Annotated in this window: 12 protein-coding genes and 11 tRNA genes; 1 reads left to right on the forward strand and 22 read right to left on the reverse strand. The window is 40.1% G+C overall.

Annotated features, from left to right (window positions below; all coding sequences use genetic code 11):
• The first annotated feature begins 22 nt into the window (after nt 1-22).
• On the forward strand, nt 23-241 hold the full coding sequence (locus GX497_04800; GenBank protein HHY72543.1) for a spore germination protein: 219 nt from the start codon (nt 23-25) through the stop codon (nt 239-241).
• Nucleotides 242-274: 33 nt separating this feature from the next.
• Here the strand turns inward: GX497_04800 and GX497_04805 are convergent, their stop codons facing one another.
• From GX497_04805 to GX497_04910, 22 genes are all read right to left on the reverse strand, one after another.
• Nucleotides 275-1,444, reverse strand: a complete 1,170-nt coding sequence (locus GX497_04805; GenBank protein ID HHY72544.1) for a phenylacetate--CoA ligase — start codon at nt 1,442-1,444, stop codon at nt 275-277.
• On the reverse strand, nt 1,444-2,232 hold the full coding sequence (locus tag GX497_04810; protein HHY72545.1) for an ABC transporter ATP-binding protein: 789 nt from the start codon (nt 2,230-2,232) through the stop codon (nt 1,444-1,446). The genes GX497_04805 and GX497_04810 overlap by 1 nt, the downstream gene beginning before the upstream one ends.
• 55 nt (nt 2,233-2,287) lie before the next feature.
• Complete coding sequence (locus GX497_04815) at nt 2,288-3,529, reverse strand: ABC transporter substrate-binding protein (GenBank protein HHY72546.1); 1,242 nt, start codon at nt 3,527-3,529, stop codon at nt 2,288-2,290.
• A 94-nt stretch (nt 3,530-3,623) separates the two neighbouring features.
• On the reverse strand, nt 3,624-4,685 hold the full coding sequence (locus GX497_04820; GenBank protein HHY72547.1) for a branched-chain amino acid ABC transporter permease: 1,062 nt from the start codon (nt 4,683-4,685) through the stop codon (nt 3,624-3,626).
• Between the two features lie 3 nt (nt 4,686-4,688).
• Entirely contained in the window at nt 4,689-5,573 is an 885-nt protein-coding gene (locus GX497_04825) for a branched-chain amino acid ABC transporter permease (GenBank protein HHY72548.1), read from the reverse strand.
• Nucleotides 5,573-7,480: a long-chain fatty acid--CoA ligase gene (locus tag GX497_04830; protein ID HHY72549.1), complete on the reverse strand. Its 1,908-nt coding sequence runs from the start codon at nt 7,478-7,480 to the stop codon at nt 5,573-5,575. The genes GX497_04825 and GX497_04830 overlap by 1 nt, the downstream gene beginning before the upstream one ends.
• Nucleotides 7,481-7,556: 76 nt before the next feature.
• The gene (locus tag GX497_04835) at nt 7,557-8,351 is read right to left on the reverse strand and encodes an ABC transporter ATP-binding protein (protein HHY72550.1); all 795 of its coding nucleotides are present in this window, start codon (nt 8,349-8,351) and stop codon (nt 7,557-7,559) included.
• A gap of 190 nt (nt 8,352-8,541) precedes the next feature.
• Nucleotides 8,542-10,227: an acetate--CoA ligase gene (gene acsA / locus GX497_04840; protein ID HHY72551.1), complete on the reverse strand. Its 1,686-nt coding sequence runs from the start codon at nt 10,225-10,227 to the stop codon at nt 8,542-8,544.
• A 159-nt stretch (nt 10,228-10,386) separates the two neighbouring features.
• On the reverse strand, nt 10,387-14,145 hold the full coding sequence (gene addA / locus GX497_04845; protein ID HHY72552.1) for a helicase-exonuclease AddAB subunit AddA: 3,759 nt from the start codon (nt 14,143-14,145) through the stop codon (nt 10,387-10,389).
• Nucleotides 14,135-17,656 carry a helicase-exonuclease AddAB subunit AddB gene (gene addB, locus GX497_04850; protein HHY72553.1) on the reverse strand — a complete coding sequence of 1,174 codons (3,522 nt, stop codon included), beginning with the start codon at nt 17,654-17,656 and terminating at the stop codon, nt 14,135-14,137. Before addB ends, addA begins: the two co-directional genes overlap by 11 nt.
• A gap of 141 nt (nt 17,657-17,797) precedes the next feature.
• A complete protein-coding gene (locus GX497_04855; protein ID HHY72554.1) occupies nt 17,798-17,947 on the reverse strand; it encodes a hypothetical protein in 150 nt (49 codons plus the stop codon).
• Between the two features lie 168 nt (nt 17,948-18,115).
• A tRNA-Glu gene (locus tag GX497_04860) sits at nt 18,116-18,187 on the reverse strand.
• Between the two features lie 16 nt (nt 18,188-18,203).
• A tRNA-Ser gene (locus GX497_04865) sits at nt 18,204-18,294 on the reverse strand.
• A gap of 3 nt (nt 18,295-18,297) precedes the next feature.
• A tRNA-Asn gene (locus tag GX497_04870) sits at nt 18,298-18,372 on the reverse strand.
• Between the two features lie 6 nt (nt 18,373-18,378).
• Nucleotides 18,379-18,452, reverse strand: a tRNA-Ile gene (locus GX497_04875).
• 7 nt (nt 18,453-18,459) lie between these two features.
• Nucleotides 18,460-18,533: transfer RNA gene (locus tag GX497_04880), tRNA-Gly, on the reverse strand.
• 25 nt (nt 18,534-18,558) lie between these two features.
• A tRNA-Gln gene (locus GX497_04885) sits at nt 18,559-18,633 on the reverse strand.
• Between the two features lie 23 nt (nt 18,634-18,656).
• A tRNA-Phe gene (locus GX497_04890) sits at nt 18,657-18,732 on the reverse strand.
• A gap of 9 nt (nt 18,733-18,741) precedes the next feature.
• Nucleotides 18,742-18,834: transfer RNA gene (locus tag GX497_04895), tRNA-Ser, on the reverse strand.
• A gap of 30 nt (nt 18,835-18,864) precedes the next feature.
• Nucleotides 18,865-18,938: transfer RNA gene (locus tag GX497_04900), tRNA-Met, on the reverse strand.
• Nucleotides 18,939-18,954: 16 nt separating this feature from the next.
• Nucleotides 18,955-19,027, reverse strand: a tRNA-Ala gene (locus GX497_04905).
• Nucleotides 19,028-19,041: 14 nt separating this feature from the next.
• Nucleotides 19,042-19,118, reverse strand: a tRNA-Pro gene (locus tag GX497_04910).
• Nucleotides 19,119-19,163: the final 45 nt, after the last annotated feature.

Consider the following 19,163-nt stretch of genomic DNA (forward strand, 5'->3'; position numbering starts at 1 on the left):
GTAAAAACAAAGGATGTTCATGATGCCTTCAGTAATTGGTGGACCGATTAATATTACACATGCAGACGGGGTTGTTCATTTTGGTGATTCTTTTTATATTGCTCCAAAAACTGTAGCAAAAACTTATTCTGGATCCGGTGGAGCGAATACAGGCAATTTTGTTCTAGCAAATAGCGGCGTAAGTGCAACAAACACATTTGATTCTGATGCAACTGATCAAACTACTGCAAATAATGGATAAAGGGGCTGTCCAATTCGGACGCCCCTTTTCTTGTTACCATTTCCGCTTATCAATTAATTTTTTACAATCCCGCTCAAGTGACCCTATGGGAACAGCTATAATAGTCGGAGTAACACGAATAACATCTTTTATTTTCTCAACAATACCACTTTCAAACGATTCGCCCGCTTCGATGAAAATTTCAAATCTATCTTGGCTAGATTCTCTTGTAACAACAGCTTGATAATTTTCATACCCTAATTCGCTTAGTACAGTTGTCAGCTGTTTTTCTCGGACAAACATTCCTTTCACTTTGATGCCATCGCTAACCCTGCCAAGCACACCTGCTAATCTCTGGCCTTCAAAACCTTGCACCCATCTTGATAAATCACCTGTACCAAAACGAATAAGCGGATAATTTTCATCAAATAAAGTGACAACGACTTCTCCCTCGCCACAATCCTCACCAAGCGGCAGCTCCTCACCTGTAAGTGGATTGCACAACTGGACTAATGCCGTCTCGGTTATTTTTAAACCAGGACCAGCCTTGTCTTCATAAGCAATTAGCCCGCAGTCTGCCGTACCGTATCCTTCATACACCTCAATACCGAAAGTTTGACATCTTTTCCGCAGCTCAGCTGTAACCATTTCAGCCGTAAAAAATGCTTTCGTAAGCTTTATTTCAGAACCAGGACGCCAGCCTTTTTCTTCCACTGTATCTAATAAAATAGCTAAAAAGCTTGGTGTGCCAACATAGCCGGTTACTCCTAAATCTTTCATGACCTGAACCTGCAATTCCTTATTGCCGATGCCCGCTGGGATAACGGTAGCTCCTAACTTTCGTAAGGCGCTATCAAACATAAAACCAGCCGGTGATAAATGATATGAAAATGTATTTTGGACAATGTCTTGTTCATGAAACCCGGCAGCCTTTAATGCTTCTGAAAATCGCCAACTATCACCATCTAGCGGCTGGGGGTCATAAATCGGTCCCGGTGACATAAAAATCCGCGCCATCTTTGATGCAGCAACCGTTGCAAGCCCACCGAACGGAGCATTGTCCTTTTGAAGGGCCGGTAAATCTTCCTTTTTTAATACAGGAAGTTTGCCAAGGTCCTCCCTTGTCCTAATTTCCGAGGGCTTGACGTTTGCCTTATGCATCCACTTTCTAAAACCTTCAGCGTGATCATAAGCATACTGTATGATTTGCTCTAATGCGTCCACTACAACCACCGCTTTCTCCGCTTATAAGACTTTAAGTCACGGTAACTTTTTCTGCCTTTATCACTTAAACCGAGATAAAATTCACGAACATCTTCATTTGATAGAAGTTTGTCAACCGGACCATCCAAAACAATTCGCCCATTTTCCATGATATAGCCATAGTCAGCAATCGATAGGGCAATAGTAGCATTTTGCTCAACAACAAGAATGGTTGTGCCTTCCTCTTGATTAATTTTCTTAATAATGCTGAAAATCTCTTTTACTAGTAATGGAGCAATCCCAAGTGAAGGTTCATCTAGAAGCAGTATCTTAGGCTTTGCCATCATTCCTCTACCAATTGCCAGCATTTGCTGTTCCCCGCCAGAAAGATAGCCTGCTTGACGACTTTTTAACATTTCAAGCTTGGGAAAATAGTAATACACTTTTTTAAGATCTTCCTTTAAATTTTTTCGGTCCTTTCGCGTATGGGCACCAGCAATTAAATTATCCTCGACAGTCAAATGTTTGAAAACACGACGCCCTTCCATACATTGAAATATGCCTTTTTTTACGATTGTTTCGGCAACATTTTCATCAATTCGTTCCCCATTTAAAAGAATTTGACCATCTGTTACTTCTCCGCGTTCACTTTTTAATAGTCCAGAAATGGCCTTCAATGTTGTCGTCTTTCCCGCGCCATTGCTTCCTAATAGGGCAACTATTTTTCCTGCGGGAATCTCCATTGACATCCCTTTTAAAACTAGGATTACTTTGTCGTACATAACCTCGACATTATTTAGTGTGAGCATGGCAGCCTCCTATTCTTAAAACAGGGTGTTCCATAAAGAAACACCCCTAGTTCGATTAATAACCAATATAATCCGTTATAACTTCAAACTTTCCATTTTTCACTTCGGCAAGACGAATTTGGTTTGTACCCGCATGATTGTCTGGTGTAAATGTTACCGGTGCCGCAAGTCCTCCTAAGTCTAGATTTGTAATTTTCTCTAAGCCAGCACGGATTCCTTCACCAGTTGTTGGGTCATCAGCAAGCTTGATTCCTTCCACCATAATTTTCGCCGCAATCCAACCTTGGATAAACTTTTGGTTTTTATCTTCTAATTTTTGCCCTTTACTTTCAAGGTATGTTCTAATTTCAGCTAAACCTGGTAAGTCTTCATATGGGAAAGCATGAGTGACAGCCCCGATAAATCCTTCAGCAGCATCGCCTGTAATCGGCAGTAAACCTTCACCTGTTGCCCAGTTTAAGCCGATAAATTTTGTTGTAAGACCTAGCTTCTTAGCATCTTTTAAAATTGTCGCTGTTGCGCCCCAAGTTTCTTGAATAATCGCATAATCAGGGTTTTTCTTTTGCATATTTAATAATTGTGGTGTTGCATCTAACGCCTTTAAGTCAACAACTTGCTCATCAACAACTTCAATTCCTAAATCTTTTGCAAAGTCTTTCGCATCTTGAACTGGCGATTTTCCAAATGCTGTATCATTGTAAATGAAAGCAACTGTTGGTGCTCCTTCAGTGTGGTTATCTTTGATCCATTTTAATGCCGAGCGTGCTTGGTCAGAGTATGACGCAGCAGATAAGAAATTGTATGGACTCTCATCCATATTTTTTAAGCCTTCAGAATATGAAGCTGAAATAAATGGTAGCTTATCAGCCGCAACTAATTGACGAAGTGCTTCTGTATCCCCAGTACCCCAACCCAAAATAGCGGCTACCTTGTCTTTTGATTTTAATTTTTGATAAAGCTTAGTTGCTTCAGGAATTTTGTAAGCATAATCATCGCCAATTAACTCTAGTTTATAGCCGTTAATCGGTCCTTGTGTTGCTAAATAGTCAAAAAATGCTTTTTCACCTTCAGCATACGGTGTACCAACATCACCTGTTCCACCTGTTAAGTCAAAAAGAGCACCAACTTTAATTGTTCCTTTCACTTCTTCAGTATTTGCTTGTTGTTCTGAGCTTGCTTCCCCTTCATTTGCCTTTGTTGGGGCTGTCTGGGTCATTTTATTGCCTCCGCCTGAACAACCAACAAGCATTCCTACCGCTAGCACTACCATTAATAATACTGACCAAAATTTCTTCATTCTGCTCCCCCTCTTTTTTAAAAAAAATACTATTGAAATATCGATACGTGTCTTTTCATTTTTCCACCTATCGTTTATCCCCAAAAAATTCTAATCAATATGAAAATGGCCATAACTTGAAATAATCCTTGATGTTTTGCCATATTTTCGCCAGTCCTTTCGGTTCATATATTAAGAAAATAATAATCACTAAACCGAAGACAACTTCCTTTAAACCATTTAACACATCTGCTAAATCTGGGAAAATCCCGCTAAAAACATCAATCACAGACCGAAGGACAACAGGTAACATTGTTATAAATACCGCTCCGTAAATCGAGCCGAATACGCTACCTAAACCGCCAACGAGAATCATCGCCAAATATTCAATCGATACTGTTGTGCTGTAAAGTTCAGGACTCACAACCATCATGTAATGCCCTAACAGAGCCCCAGCAATCCCTACGAAAAAGGAACTTACAAAAAACGCCAGCACCTTATATTTAAACAAGTCAATCCCAATAACTTCAGCGGCAACATCGCGGTCGCGAACGGCAATAAAGGCGCGTCCAACTCTTGACCTAAACAAATTAAGGGAAAATATAATAGTTGCAAGTAAGATGACAAACATTAAATAATAGTAGCTCGTTTCGCTATAAAAAGAGAAACTCCCTATTTCTGGTCGGTTTAAGACAAGCCCTGCTGTACCGCCTGTTAATGAATCCCATCTAGAGATAACAAACAGGATGATAACTTGAGCAGCAAGGGTGGCAATTGCTAAATATAACCCTTTTAAACGGAGCGATGGGATCCCAAACATTGCCCCTACTAAAGCGGTTATAATCCCTGCCGTTGGCATCGCAACCCAAAAGCTTAACCCAAGCTTTGTTGTTAAAATCGCTGAAGTATAACCGCCAACACCTAGGAAAGCACCGACACCTATCGAAATCTGACCTGTAAATCCAGTTAAAATATTAAGGCCAATCGCGCCAATCGCTGCGATTCCACATAATGTTGCTAATCCAACAGTATACTCAGATGCAAACAATGGCAAAATTGCGAATATTGCGATAATTAAAAAGACACGCATTCGAATTCTTGATATTTTCCATATCGCCATATCTTGCTTATAATTCACATGGTATTCACCACAGTCCATGACAAATGGGTTTCGCATTTATTACACCCTCTCTATTTCTTTTTTGCCAAATAAACCATATGGCTTGAACATTAAAATGAAGACAAGGATGATAAATGGCATTACCTCTTTCAAGCCTCCACCAACTAGAGGATCGAGATAACCACCTGTCATACTTTCAATCACACCGATAATAAGGCCACCAACAATCGCCCCCGGTATACTATCAAGACCACCTAATATAGCAACAGGCAGAACCTTTAGGCCAATAAAAGCAAGCGAAGAGTTTACACCGTTAATATTTCCAATTAAAACACCGCCAACAGCTGATACGACAGCAGCAATGGCCCAAGCACAAGCGAAGATGACCTTGACACTGATTCCCATCGACATCGCTGCTTGCTGGTCATCTGCTGTTGCTCGCATCGCAATCCCCATTTTTGAATATTTGAAAAATAATGTGAAAAGGATAAGCATGACGATGACGATGGCAAGTGACCATAAATACACCGGTGCAACAATAATATTGCCTAAATGAACAGGCAGTTCGGAAAATATTTGCGGAAACACTTTTGTTTCATGTCCCCAAATAATGTGAACAATCCCAAGCAAAACACTAGATAAACCAATCGTAGCCATGATTAAAGAAATAACTGGTTCCCCAATAAATGGCCGGAGTACAATCCGTTCAATAACAAGACCTAGTACGGCACTAAATAAAAGCGTCATGATTAATGCCGGAATAAATGGAATATTATAGCTTGACACAAGTGTTAAACACACATATGTACCAACTAATAAAAATTCCCCTTGCGCAAAATTAATCGCATCACTAGATTTATAGATTAACACAAATCCTAGGGCAACTAACGCATAAACACTCCCGATAACAATCCCCGTCACTAACATTTGTAGAAAGAACGTCATTAAGCCACCACCTCTTCTTCCAATAATGAGATGACCTGTAAAGTTGTCCTAATAATTTGTTGTTTTCCATCTCGATATTTGATTGTGCCTTCTACATCAATTTTTTCATTTTCTGAGTATAACCCTTCGATTAGATCTTCATATTTTTTTGCAACAAACTGTCTGCGTACTTTCTTCGTGCGCGTCAATTCTTCGTCATCCGCATCCAATTCTTTATAAAGGAGAACGAACTTTTTCACACGTGCTTTTTCTGGTAAAGTTTTATTCACTTCATTCACTTGTTCTTGGATTAGTTCAAGCACCTCGGGTTTTGAGGAGAGGTCTGTATAGGTTGTATAAGAAATTTGCTTTTTCTCCGCCCAGCGGCCGACATTTTCCATATCAATGTTAATCATTGCGACAACATAAGGCCTAGAGCGCCCAATCGCTACAGCCTCTTTAATATACTGGCTGAACTTTAATTTATTTTCGATAAACTGCGGTGAAAACATTTCACCTGTTTGCAAGCGAATGACATCTTTTACACGGTCGATAATGTAGAGATGGCCTTTTTCATCTAGGCTACCCGCGTCACCAGTATGCAACCAGCCGTCTTCAATCGTCTCTTTCGTTGCTACTTCATTTTTATAATAACCTACACAAACACTTGTACTTTTGATAAGGATTTCTCCTTCATCGGAAATCTTTACTTCTGTTCCAGGCAAAGGAATGCCGACACTATTTATTTTTATATCACCATCACGATGGACGATGGAAATACCAGACACTTCAGTTTGTCCATAAATACTTTTTACGTTCACCCCAATACTATGAAAAAATCGAAACACATCTGGACCAAGTGGGGCTCCGCCAGTGTACGCCCGCTTAATTCTTAGTAGTCCGATATGATCACGGATGGCGCTAAACATTAAATAGTCTGCTAGTTTGTACATTATTTTAGTGCCAGTCTTTACTGTTTCATTATTGAAATGGGCATCGGCAACCTTTTCGCCAATTGGCTTGCACCATTCATAAAGCTTTCTTTTTAACCAGCCTGCATCTTGAATTTTGACTAGAAATTTAGAAAGCATATCTTCATATATTCGTGGTGGTGAAAACATCACATGAGGTCCGATTTCCCTAATATTCTGCAAAACGGTTGAAGGCTCTTCAGGGAAATTTATCGTAATGCCATTATACAGTCCAAGCGCTATTGACATCATTTGTTCCCCAATCCAAGCTAGCGGCAAAAATGAAAGATATTGATCATCCTTTTCTGACGGGTCAATTGACGATAGATTCATTGCCATGTCAAATAAGTTTTGATACGTTAACATCGTCCCTTTCGGATGTCCGGTTGTCCCCGATGTATAGGAAAGGATAGCAACATCTTCATAGCGGCCTTTTCTAAGCTCTTCTTCAAATAGCGTTCGATCTACTTCATTCACCTTTTGACCGATGACTTGGACATCTTTAAAAAATAATAGATTCGGATCATCATAGTTTCTCATGCCACGGTTATCGTAATAAATAATCCATCTTACTTTCGGAATTTGCTGTTTAATTTCTAAAATTTTATCGACTTGCTCTTGGTCTTCAACAACAACAATGGAAGCATCCGAATTATCAATGATATAGCTAATTTCATTTGGCAGTGACTCTTGATAAATACCCACCGTTACACCGCCTAAGCTTTGGGAAGCTAATTCACTAATCACCCATTCCGGGCGATTATCACCGATAATTGCCAGCTTTTCTCCCCGTTTAAAACCTAATTCAAAAAGACCTAGAGCAAACTCTCTTACTTCTTCAAAGTATTCTTGATACGTATATTCATTCCAAATTCCAAAGTCCTTTTCGCGCAAGGCGACTTTTGCTCCCTCATTCCTTGCTCTTTCATATAGCGCTTGAGGAAACGTCAAATCCATCATGCAGCTTATCCCTCCCTAAACAATCAAATGCCGATTGGCTCTGTGGAAATCTATCATTTTTAAAGCTATAAACTTAACTAACTTGTTCTTCCCCGAGATACGCTTCTATGACCTTTGGATTGTTCTGAATCTCAGCTGGGGTGCCATAGCCAATTAGTTTTCCAAAATCAAGAACAGCAATATGATCAGATAAGTCCATAATCACGCCCATATCGTGTTCGATTAAAATAATCGTCGTATTCATTTCTTCATGAATATCAATAATATAACGGGCCATATCTTCCTTTTCTTCCGTATTCATACCAGCCATCGGTTCATCTAATAGCAAAAGCTCCGGCTCCAGAGCAAGCGCTCGGCCCATTTCAACACGTTTTTGCAGGCCATATGATAATGTCCCAACGGGTGTATTGCGAATATCTTCAATTTCAAGAAAATCGATGACATCCTCCACCTTCCGGCGATGCTCAATTTCCTCGCGCTGTGCTTTTCCCCAATAAAATCCACTTGCTAGTAAACCTGTCTTCATTCTGATATGTCTCCCTAGCATTAGATTGTCCAATACGGATAAATGAGGAAACAACTCAATATTTTGAAACGCCCTTGCTATGCCAAGGCTTGCCCGCTTATGAGGCTTAAGGTGATTAATTCTTTCACCATTAAAAGAAATTGACCCCTCTGAAGGTTGGTATAAACCACTAATACAGTTCAACATACTAGTTTTTCCAGCTCCATTCGGGCCGATTAACGCAAAAATTTCCCCTTTGTTAACAACGTAACTAACCTGATTGAGCGCAACTACACCTCCAAATCGTAATGTTACGTCCTTTACCTCTAAAACTCCCAAACGCCCACCCCCACTAATCAACATTTTTGAAAATGTTTTCCAACTGACTATACCATCTAAAGTACGTTTTGTACAACAATATATTATAAAAAAAATATAATATATTATCTTTTATGAGACAAGCTGTAGGAATATGATTCATTTCCGAAAAAAATTTGTACAAGCTTGCTAATAAAAAATCCTAATCTAGTCTATGCTAGATTAGGATTTTTTATTAATGCTCGCCTGCTTTTAAAACACGTCTCATAATTTTTCCTGAACGAGTCTTTGGAATTGTTTTGCAAAATTCAATAATACTTGGTACAGCATATTCTGGTAAACGGGTTTTAACAAATGAACGAATTTCTTCTTTTAGTTCATCACTTTCCTTGTAGCCATCATGAAGTACGATAAATGCTTTTATGATTTCGCCGTGACCTGGGTCGGGAATTCCGATAACCCCTACTTCAGCCACAGCGAGGTGCTCAATTAGCTCGCTCTCAACTTCAAGTGGTCCGACACGCTCCCCATCTGTATTAATAACATCATCAACGCGACCTTCAAACCAGAAATAGCCATCTTCATCCTTGTAAGCAGAATCACCTGTAACAAACCAGCCTGTTTCGAAATATTGCTCATATTTTTCTTGATCATTCCATATCGCCCGCATCATCGCTGGCCATTTCGGCTTAATCGCTATATGTCCTGTACGATTTGGTGGCAATTCATTTCCAAAATCATCAACAATGGCAAGCTTAATCCCCGGCAATGGTTTCCCCATCGAGCCAGGGCGAATGGGATTAGAGCGGAAATTCGCACAAATACATGCTCCTGTTTCTGTCATCCACCAATTATCATGGATACGTTGATTTAACACCTCTAGCCCCCATTGGATGACTTCAGGATTTAGCGGCTCACCGCCGGAAATAATATGGCGCAGTTTTGATAGGTCGTATTTTTTCGGAAGCTCCCTATCAGCAGCCATGATCATTTGTAAAGCTGTTGGAGCACTATACCACACATTTACACGATACTTTTCAAGCGTTTGAAACGTTGCCTGCACTCTAAAACGCCCGCCACGCATGACAATGGTCACGCCATTTAACCAAGGCGACCACATTCCCGCGGACGTCCCAGTAATCCAGCCAGGGTCAGCTGTACACCAATATACATCCCCTTCACGTAAGTCATAAGCCCATTTACCTGCTAAATATTGATGAACCATGGCATCATGGACTTGGAGGACACCCTTTGGCTTTCCTGTAAACCCTGCTGTATAGTGAAGAAGCATTGCTGTTTCACGGTCTACCCATTCAATTGTGTATTCATCAGATATGCTCATCAAATCTTGATACAATATTTGATTGTCCGCTTTTTTCTCTTCGCCACCAACAATAATAATGTGTTTTAACTGTGGCAGTTCATCAATTGGAATACGTTCCACGAGCTCTGGTGTTGTTACAATAGCAACCGCTTCGCTGTCCTTTAAACGCTCCTTAACAACTTCATTCATAAATGCTTCAGTCATCGGACCAGCAATCGCCCCCATGCGGATAATACCAAGAATGGAAATATACACTTCCGGACTACGCGGCATAAAAACAAAAACACGATCCCCTTTTTTAATCCCATATGTACGCAAACCATTCGCAAATCGACAAGAAAGCGTTTGCAGTTCCCTGTATGTGTAAGCTTCATCACGAGCGCCATCGGTAAAGAAAAGCGCTGTTTGCTTAGCTTTTCCATCATTTACATGGCGGTCAATAGCCTCATAAACAATGTTAACATGTCCGGTTTTATACCAAGTAAATGTTTCCTCAACCGTTTTCCAATCCATATTTAGAGCGACTTCATCATAGTTTTTTAGATTAGCTGTTTCGTCAATGAATAATATTTCCTCTTTCGCAGCGTTCGATTTCATCATTTCCTTTACCTCCAGAAATAAGATTATTTCCTGTTATATAAAACTACCATAAACCGACAAAACTTTAAAGATTTTTTTAAATGTTTCCAAAATTTTAACAAAGGGGGCCATCTTCAAAAAGCTAATAATCGCTATTGGGGCCCCCTTCCATTCTCTCTACATTTCAATCAATAAACTTCCATCAAAGAAAAATAAATATTTTTCAACACGCGGTAGCTTCCAAATTTCCTGAAGTGCCTGTGCATATAAATCAATTTGCAGGCGGTAGCGTTCCACTAACGTTTCTTTGGCAATTGTCTCACTTTTGAAACGCCCTGTGATTGTATCTGTTTTATAATCAAGTAACACAACACCAGCTTCGTCTTCAAAAACACAATCCATGACCCCTTGCACTAATACATTTGCAGTATCCTCTTCTTCCCAATCTGGATAAGCGTCTTTGGCAGACAAGGCCAAGCTAAAGGGGACTTCCCTCCGTACTTTTTTTGCGTTTTGCAGCCTTTGTCCTAATGGTGTTTCGAAAAATTGCACGACGCTGTTTATATCAATGACCTTTTTTTGTTCCTCTGTTAATAATTCTTTTCTTACCATTGTTTCTAATTGGATAGCAATAGAATCGTTTGTAATCGCACTAGCCAAGTCAACATGCTGCATTACCATATGCATCGCCGTTCCCCGCTCTGCAGCTGTCAGCGATTTCTGTTGTAAAAATTTAGGCCTATCCTGTAGCGGGGCACTGAACCTTTTAATTAATTGCGTATCTGCATATGCATCAGTCACTTGTTTTCTTGATTTGATTTCTGAAACAGATTGCTTTGAGCGCTTCGTTTGCGCTTGTGCATATGGGTACTTCCAGGAAAGCTGAGTAAAAACATGTTGTTGAAAATTACTTTTAATTGGAACAGTCTGCCAATGCTCCATTTGCTTAAGTAGTTCCATATCTTGTTCTATGATAGAACGTGAATCATTTGGAAAGTTTTCGGCGTTAAGGATATTGACCTCCCATTTAGAAGAATGGGAAGATATTTCGTTTGTGTAATCTTTTGAGCTTAGCACTGTACAAGCTTGATGGCGAACTAATGCTGGCCCAACCCAATCTAAATATCGTTTCGCCTTTGCCCGCACATAATCTGGCAGTAACCACTCTTCTCCGTCAACTTCGTCATTCCACTTTTTAATCATTTTTTTGCTATCGTTAACAGTAGCGATTAGATAGAGCTTTTCTCTCGCCCTTGTAAGGGCAACATAAAGAACACGCATTTCTTCGGCTAAAAGCTCCATTTGCAAGCGGCGTTTCATTGCAAGGAGCGGCAGCGTTGGATAGCTTATACGCAGCGTTGGGTTGACGAGCTTAGAGCCAAATCCTAACTCTTTATGAAGTAATACCTTTTTTCGTAAATCCTGCATATTAAATTGCCGCCCAAGTCCAGCCACGAAAACAATTGGAAATTCCAAGCCTTTACTTTTATGAATGGTCATAATTCTAACGACATCTTCCTGTTCACCAAGAGCACGCGCTGTTCCAAGGTCTTCGCCGCGATCCTGCATGCGTTCGATAAAACGTAAGAAACGGAAAAGCCCTCGGAAAGATGTTTCTTCATATTGCTTTCCTCGGTCATAAAGAGCTCTCAAGTTCGCTTGGCGCTGTTTTCCGCCAGCTAAGCCGCCAACATAATCATAATAGCCGGTATCCCTATATAATTGCCAAACTAATTCAGATAAGACCCCTTCTCCTGCTCTTTTTCTCCAAATTTTTAGCTGTTTATAGAACAAATCAAGTTTTTCGGTCAATTCTTTGTTTGTACCTGATCTCGTATAGCCTTTTACACTATCAAAATAATGATTGTTCTTTTCATGAATGCGAATCATTGCCAACTGTTCTTCCGTTATGCCAACAATCGGAGACCGAAGTACGGCTACAAGCGGGATATCCTGATACGGGTTATCGATGATTTTGAGCAGCGACATCATCACAGATACTTCTGTTGCTTCAAAATAACCAGTTGATAGCTCCGCATACACCGGAATCCCTAAGTCTTTAAATTCCTCCATCATCGCTTCAGCCCAAGGCATGGAACGGAGCAATATAACAATATCCCGATAGGTGATATTGCGTTCCCTTCCACTTTTATCAGTCACTTTATAAGGCTTCTCGATTAATTCTTTAATTTTAAGCCCAATCACCCTTGCTTCCAGTTGGGCATTTTCTAATTCAGCCAAGTCAACGGAAACGTCATCCGCTTCTTCGTCATCATTTTCGTTTCGGTCGGTCTCCCCATTTGCCGTTTCCTCTAAAGTTGGGTCTTTTTTGTCAATTAGAATTAGTTCGGCTTTTGTTTCTTCAGAATTAGGGTAATTCAAATTCCCTAACTTTAATTCAGCATCCTCATCATAGTCAATTTCGCCGACTGTTTGATTCATAATTTGTTTAAAAATAAAATTTGTTCCGTCCAATACTTCAGCACGACTGCGAAAGTTTTTTGATAAATCAATGCGAATGCCTAGTGAGTTTTCCGAATCCTCTTTTGAAAACAGTCTATATTTTGTCAGGAAAAGATGCGGTTCCGCTAAACGGAAGCGATAAATGGATTGTTTCACGTCGCCAACCATGAATAAATTATTAGAGCAGGATACTAATTTAATAATCGTTTCTTGAACTAAGTTTACATCCTGATACTCATCGACAAGTACTTCTGCAAATAACTCACGGAAGTCTTCGGCAACTGCAGATGGTATAAGTTTATCAATCGTTGATCTTTCATCCGTCAATATTTGCAGGCAAAAATGCTCTAAATCCGCAAAATCGACAAGCCCTTTTTCTTTTTTTACGATTTCGTAGCGCCGTGAAAATTCCTTTACTAGTTCGATTAGCATTTCCACAACCGGTTTCATTTCCTGAATATCTTTCAGAAAGTACTTAGGTTGGCGGCTGAAAAGCTCGTCTTTAAGCGCAGTCATTCGCTTTTTCACTTGCTCTCGTAAGTTTTTTACATTTTCTTGGAGCGATTTATCATACTCTTCACCTTTGCACGGTTTCAGTTTTGAAAAATTAACATTCTGCATCGCATCATAAAGCGTTTGCCACGACTGTTTATTCGCCGTTAATAACTCCTGAACAATACTTTGATCAAGGTCGATATTGGCAGCATACGGAGCAGGGCCGCCAGGCTCTTTTGTTAGCTCTAAAGCACGGTTTAATATCTCTGTACACCCGCTTAATTGAATCGTAATATCCTCACTTAAATCTTTCATCCATGCTAAATCGTCAATCTCACTGCTCTCATCAATCTCATAAAAACGAATAATTTGCTCTAGCCATTCATTGGGCCAAGGGTATGAGCGGGCAAAATCATATAGCCTTCTAATTAGAAGCTGCAGTTCTAAATCACTGCGATCATTACTATATCTGTCAACTAAATCATAAAAGCGGTCATTTTCTTCTACACTATATTGCTCTTCAAAAAGCTCGTCCATGACTTCTTCCATCAATAACTCTGCTTCTGTTTCATCAGCAATGCGAAATCCCGGATCTAAATCGATATGATAATAATATTTTTTAAGGACATGTAAGCAAAATGAATGAAGCGTTGAAATCGCTGCTTTGTTTAATAATGTCAACTGCATTCGCAAATGAAGCGAACCTGGGTGTTTAGCAATTTCTTTTTCTAATGCTTCGCCAATTCTTTTTCTCATTTCAGCAGCAGCGGCATTTGTAAATGTCACAACTAATAAGCGGTCGACATCAACTGGATTTTGAACGGAGGTAATTTTTTTTATAATTCGTTCAACTAAAACCGCTGTTTTCCCCGAGCCTGCAGCAGCAGCAACAAGAATATCTTTGCCACCCGCTGTGATGGCTCGCCATTGGTCATCTGTCCACGTACTATTTTCAGGTTTTTGAATATCATGGTTCATCGCCCTCTCCCCCCTTCATACGAATTTTTTCTAAAATAGCATCATCTTTCTCTGGGACTAAAATTTTATAGTTGTTACCTTGTTGTGAACGGTCAAATTGACAGATTGCTTTATACGAACAAAAGGCGCATGGGGTGTGATTTTTCATTTTATACGGTTCAATATCAATGACCCCATCTGTGATTGCCGTGCCAATATCTTGGATTTTTGTGCGAACATAGCTTCTTAAATGGTCAAAGTCCTGTGAACTGGCAACTGATGAATTGCTGTAAAAGTCGCCGTCTTTTTTTAAGGCAACTGGGATGACCTCAGAATAGCCTGTCTCAAGCGATTGGTCCATAAGGCGAACGGCCTCTTCGTTAGCAACGAGCAGCCCTTTCATTTTAAAGCGCTTATAAATTTCTTTTTCAATTTCCTCGAAGGTTGGAACGCTAGACTTGTTTAGCATCGGATTATGGACATGAAAATATAGTACACCAGCGGGTGATGCTTCCGTGCCAATCCACTCTTTAGAATTCGTAATAACAACATCTAGGTACGTTAGCATTTGTAATGCTAAGCCATAATAAACCTCTGTTAAATTTAATGCTTTTTGGCTAGATTTATAATCAATGACTCTTACATACACGCCTTGATCTCCTACTGATTTATCAACCCGATCAATCCGGCCAACAACCTCCATCTTACAGCCGTTTTTCAATGTAAACGTAAGCGGTGCTAACGGTCCCTTTGGTCCAAATGGGAGTTCCAGGCCAATCGGTTCAAAACCACTTATTTTTGCATGCTCGCTTAGAACAATCGAAGCTCGGCCAACAACCTGCTGCAATTTTCTCTTTATATAGTGAAAACGGTTTGAGCTAAGGAGTATTTCTTTTTGAATATTTGGTGCTAATTTCTCGACTGCCTGATAAGCAAGTTGTTCACATTGTTGTTTTGTAAGATTAGCCCATTGTAAATGATTTTGCTGTATTGATTCGGTAATCAATTTTAAAGCGGCATGGAATAACCGCCCAATATCTGGGGCCTCAAGCCGGAAAATTTGCCGCTCCTCTAAGCGCAGTCCATACGTAATAAATTGTGAATACGGACAGGCTTGAAATAATTCCATCCTCGATACGCTAGCTTTAATTTCTTCTCCATATAAGTCGCGGCTAATTTCCTCTGGCAATGTTTTCGCCGTATTTATGTAAAATAAACTTCCTACTATTCTCTTCCCATACGTTTCCCATTGGTTATTTTGGATAAGCCAATTATAGACATCCCACCATAATTCATGTACGGGATAACCCCTTTTCCAATTTTGTAGTTGAATCGATAAATAGGACATCGTCTTTTTCGGATTTGTTACATATTGTAATTGACGTGGCGGCTCCTCTTCACTTGGCTCGTTAAGGATAAGCTTTTCTTTTAAAGCTGGAAAAAGATCCTTTAGTCTGTTAATCAAAATTGATGGGACTAAAGATTTTCCTTCATCATCTGCTAATGGATAACTTATATAAAGTAAATCTGAAGCGCTTGTTAACGCTAGATAAATTAAAAACTGCTCGTCCAATAGCTGCTGTTTGCTCCCAGGTGCTAATGTGAAGCCAGTACTAGCTAAAAACTCCCGTTCTTCCTCAGTCACAACTCCTTCTTCAACAGGCTTTAACGGGATAACACCATCATTTGCCCCTAAAATAAACGCACATTTAATATTCGAAAAACGCGAGCGTTCCATATTGCCAACCAATACTTGGTCCATCGCTGGTGGAACTGTTGCAAAATGCATATTTTCTAAACCAGCATGAATCATTTTCCTGAACAACTCAAAAGATAATTCTTCCTCACCCATTAAGGATGCCATTTGATCTAATAACTCTAAAACGGATTGCCATACTTGGCTATGATCCCTTGACTCCGTTAATCTTCCTGCTTCCTCTGCTTCAATGCAAAGGCGATTGACTTTTTTCGGAATATGCAAGTCATCTAAGAAATAAAAAAGGGCTTCACAATAGTCTCTTGCTGTTTCGGCAGTTTTAATCGTTTTCTCAAAAGCGATAAATGGCTCTGTTATAAGTGAGCGCAAATCATTAATCTTCTGCTCATATTCTTTTTCTTTATCAGTTTTCGGAATGGCCTGTCCTTCAACCGCTTGATAACGCCGATATTCCCAAGGTTTTTTATCTGTCCAGCGCTTTCCTTGGATTCCATAGGCCAGCACATAGTTTTCAAATTTGTCCATGTCTTCCTTGATGCGGTCTTTGTTACCTTCATACGGAAAAAGTAAATCCGTTTTTACACAGCGGAAAATCGGCTCATAGCGCCACCCACTTTGAATGACATCTAAAGCAGAACGAATAAACTCAACGAGCGGATGATTTAACATCAATCTTTTTTGGTCTAAAAACACCGGAATTTCGTAATCCTCAAAGACGGTTTTTAATAAATCATGGTACGAATGACTGTCCCTTAGTAAAATCGCAAAATCACGCCAACGGTAGTTTTTTAATCGAACTAAATGCAATATTTCTCGGGCAATACTTTCCACTTCAGCACGGCGGTTAACAGCGGCATTTACGTTAATAGTAAAAGCTTCTGTATCATCAGTAAATTTGATGCTTGGACGGCTGTCATAGTTTTTTTCTAAATGATTGAGTGCAGGTGAATGCAGAAATCTAAATGGCTCCTCCAATAATATTGGCGTTTCGACCTTTATCCCGTTTTCTTTGGCGAAATTCAAAATATTGAAATATGTATTTGTAGTCATTCTGAACAAATTAAGCTCATGTAGATCATTGTATAATTGCTGCTGGTCAAGGGTAAGCGCCAATGTCACACTGTTACAATGCTTCAATAGCTCGCTAAGGATCTCTAACTCTTGTGGAGTAAAGCTATGGAAACCGTCCACATAAATATCGGCACCCTTTAGTTCTTCCGATTTCGCAATCTTTTCCGCCAAAAGCCGCAAGTAATCCTCTGAATCTACATAATAGCTCATTAAATAATTTTCATAGTCCTGATATATTAAATGAAAATCAAAAAGCTTATTTGCGATTCTTTCTTTGTTGCTAGTTGCAAGATTTGTTTGCGAAAGCTCATTGTATTTTTCGTGAAGATGATTTGGCGTAAGAGAGTAACGCTTAAATTCTGCGATAATATCTTCAAGCTGCACTATAAATCCATTTTGGTCCGCTGCTCTTGTAAAAACCTTCAACTCATCTTTCCGATGCTCAATTATTTTCCGTAATAACATATGCAAGCCAGTACTATTAAGATGAAAACGGCTAAACCCTTCTGTTTCTTGGAGAATCCGCCATGCTAACCGTGTAAAACTAAACACTTGTGAGCGAATCATCCCATTTAAACCTGGTGTGTTGATTAACTGATATTCTATTTGAAATGTCATTTGATCAGGGACAAGATATATAATTGGTGGGCCTAACGGATTTTGCTTTAGTTTTTCAATCACTTCGTTAAGTAAATATGTAGATTTTCCGCTCCCTGCTCTCCCCAAGACGAATCGTAAAGACATCTTTAGCCCCCCTACAAAGAAAAATATGTTTATTTGTTAAACTCATTATAACATTTTAAGAAAATAGAACGGGAATCATTCGACTGCTTTGATTCCCGTTTTTAATAGTTGAGCTTTCTATTTAAAAAAGTATTTGTCCACCTATTTATTTTTATCCAAATCAATTTCAATTATCTTCTTATCTACGGTTGTCGTTTTTTCTACTTCAGTGATTAATGAGATAGGACCTATTGTTTTAGCAAATTCTCTTTTAAAAGATAATTGAGTTGGGCTTGTTCGTTCTGCAACCATTTCCCCAATAATTCTTTCACCGTTTCTATCTTCCAGTATTAAAGCAATTGAGACGTCGCCTTATGGTGTAAATCAATATGGTGGTGTTGGTTACATCCATGGATTACCATCATTTAAATAGTTTGTTAGTAAAAAAAAGACCAAGAGTTTTCTCTTGATCCTTTGTGATGACCCGTACGGGATTCGAACCCGTGTTACCGCCGTGAAAGGGCGGTGTCTTAACCGCTTGACCAACGGGCCATATTATATATATAAATGGCGGAGAAGGAGGGATTTGAACCCTCGCGCCGGTTACCCGACCTACTCCCTTAGCAGGGGAGCCTCTTCAGCCACTTGAGTACTTCTCCAAATGGCTCCACAGGCAGGATTCGAACCTGCGACCGATCGGTTAACAGCCGATAGCTCTACCACTGAGCTACTGTGGAATGAAATGGGCCTAAATGGACTTGAACCATCGACCTCACGCTTATCAGGCGTGCGCTCTAACCAGCTGAGCTATAGGCCCATAAAAATGGAGCGGGTGATGGGAATCGAACCCACGACATCAGCTTGGAAGGCTGAAGTTTTACCATTAAACTACACCCGCAATTGGGTATCATTTAATATTAAAATGGCTGGGCTAACTGGATTCGAACCAGTGAATGACGGAGTCAAAGTCCGTTGCCTTACCGCTTGGCTATAGCCCATTGAATAAACATCGTGAATAAAATGGTGGCTCGAGACAGAATCGAACTGCCGACACGAGGATTTTCAGTCCTCTGCTCTACCGACTGAGCTATCGAGCCAAATAATAATGGCGGAGGAAGAGGGATTCGAACCCCCGCGCGGTTTAACCCGCCTGTCGGTTTTCAAGACCGATCCCTTCAGCCGGACTTGGGTATTCCTCCGTAATAACTAAATAAAATATATTGTAAAAGTAGCGGCGGAGGGGATCGAACCCCCGACCTTACGGGTATGAACCGTACGCTCTAGCCAGCTGAGCTACACCGCCATATTTAATTAAAAAGTGGAGACTAGCGGGATCGAACCGCTGACCTCCTGCGTGCAAGGCAGGCGCTCTCCCAGCTGAGCTAAGCCCCCAAATAATTATTGAATGGTCGGGAAGACAGGATTCGAACCTGCGACCCCTTGGTCCCAAACCAAGTGCTCTACCAAGCTGAGCTACTTCCCGAAATGGCGCGCCCGACAGGAGTCGAACCCATAACCTTCTGATCCG

It is taken from the genome of Bacillus sp. (in: firmicutes), from assembly GCA_012842745.1.
In the GTDB taxonomy this organism is placed as follows: Bacteria; Bacillota; Bacilli; order Bacillales; family Bacillaceae_J; genus Schinkia.

Excerpts from the sequence above, each read along its gene's own strand:
- GX497_04800 (HHY72543.1), top strand. The coding sequence starts at position 23 with ATGCCTTCAGTAATTGGTGGACCGATTAATATTACACATGCAGACGGG.
- GX497_04810 (HHY72545.1), bottom strand. The coding sequence starts at position 2,232 with ATGCTCACACTAAATAATGTCGAGGTTATGTACGACAAAGTAATCCTA.
- GX497_04815 (HHY72546.1), bottom strand. The coding sequence starts at position 3,529 with ATGAAGAAATTTTGGTCAGTATTATTAATGGTAGTGCTAGCGGTAGGA.
- GX497_04820 (HHY72547.1), bottom strand. The coding sequence starts at position 4,685 with ATGCGAAACCCATTTGTCATGGACTGTGGTGAATACCATGTGAATTAT.
- GX497_04825 (HHY72548.1), bottom strand. The coding sequence starts at position 5,573 with ATGACGTTCTTTCTACAAATGTTAGTGACGGGGATTGTTATCGGGAGT.
- GX497_04830 (HHY72549.1), bottom strand. The coding sequence starts at position 7,480 with ATGGATTTGACGTTTCCTCAAGCGCTATATGAAAGAGCAAGGAATGAG.
- GX497_04835 (HHY72550.1), bottom strand. The coding sequence starts at position 8,351 with ATGTTGATTAGTGGGGGTGGGCGTTTGGGAGTTTTAGAGGTAAAGGAC.
- acsA (HHY72551.1), bottom strand. The coding sequence starts at position 10,227 with ATGAAATCGAACGCTGCGAAAGAGGAAATATTATTCATTGACGAAACA.
- addA (HHY72552.1), bottom strand. The coding sequence starts at position 14,145 with ATGAACCATGATATTCAAAAACCTGAAAATAGTACGTGGACAGATGAC.
- addB (HHY72553.1), bottom strand. The coding sequence starts at position 17,656 with ATGTCTTTACGATTCGTCTTGGGGAGAGCAGGGAGCGGAAAATCTACA.
- GX497_04855 (HHY72554.1), bottom strand. The coding sequence starts at position 17,947 with ATGGTTGCAGAACGAACAAGCCCAACTCAATTATCTTTTAAAAGAGAA.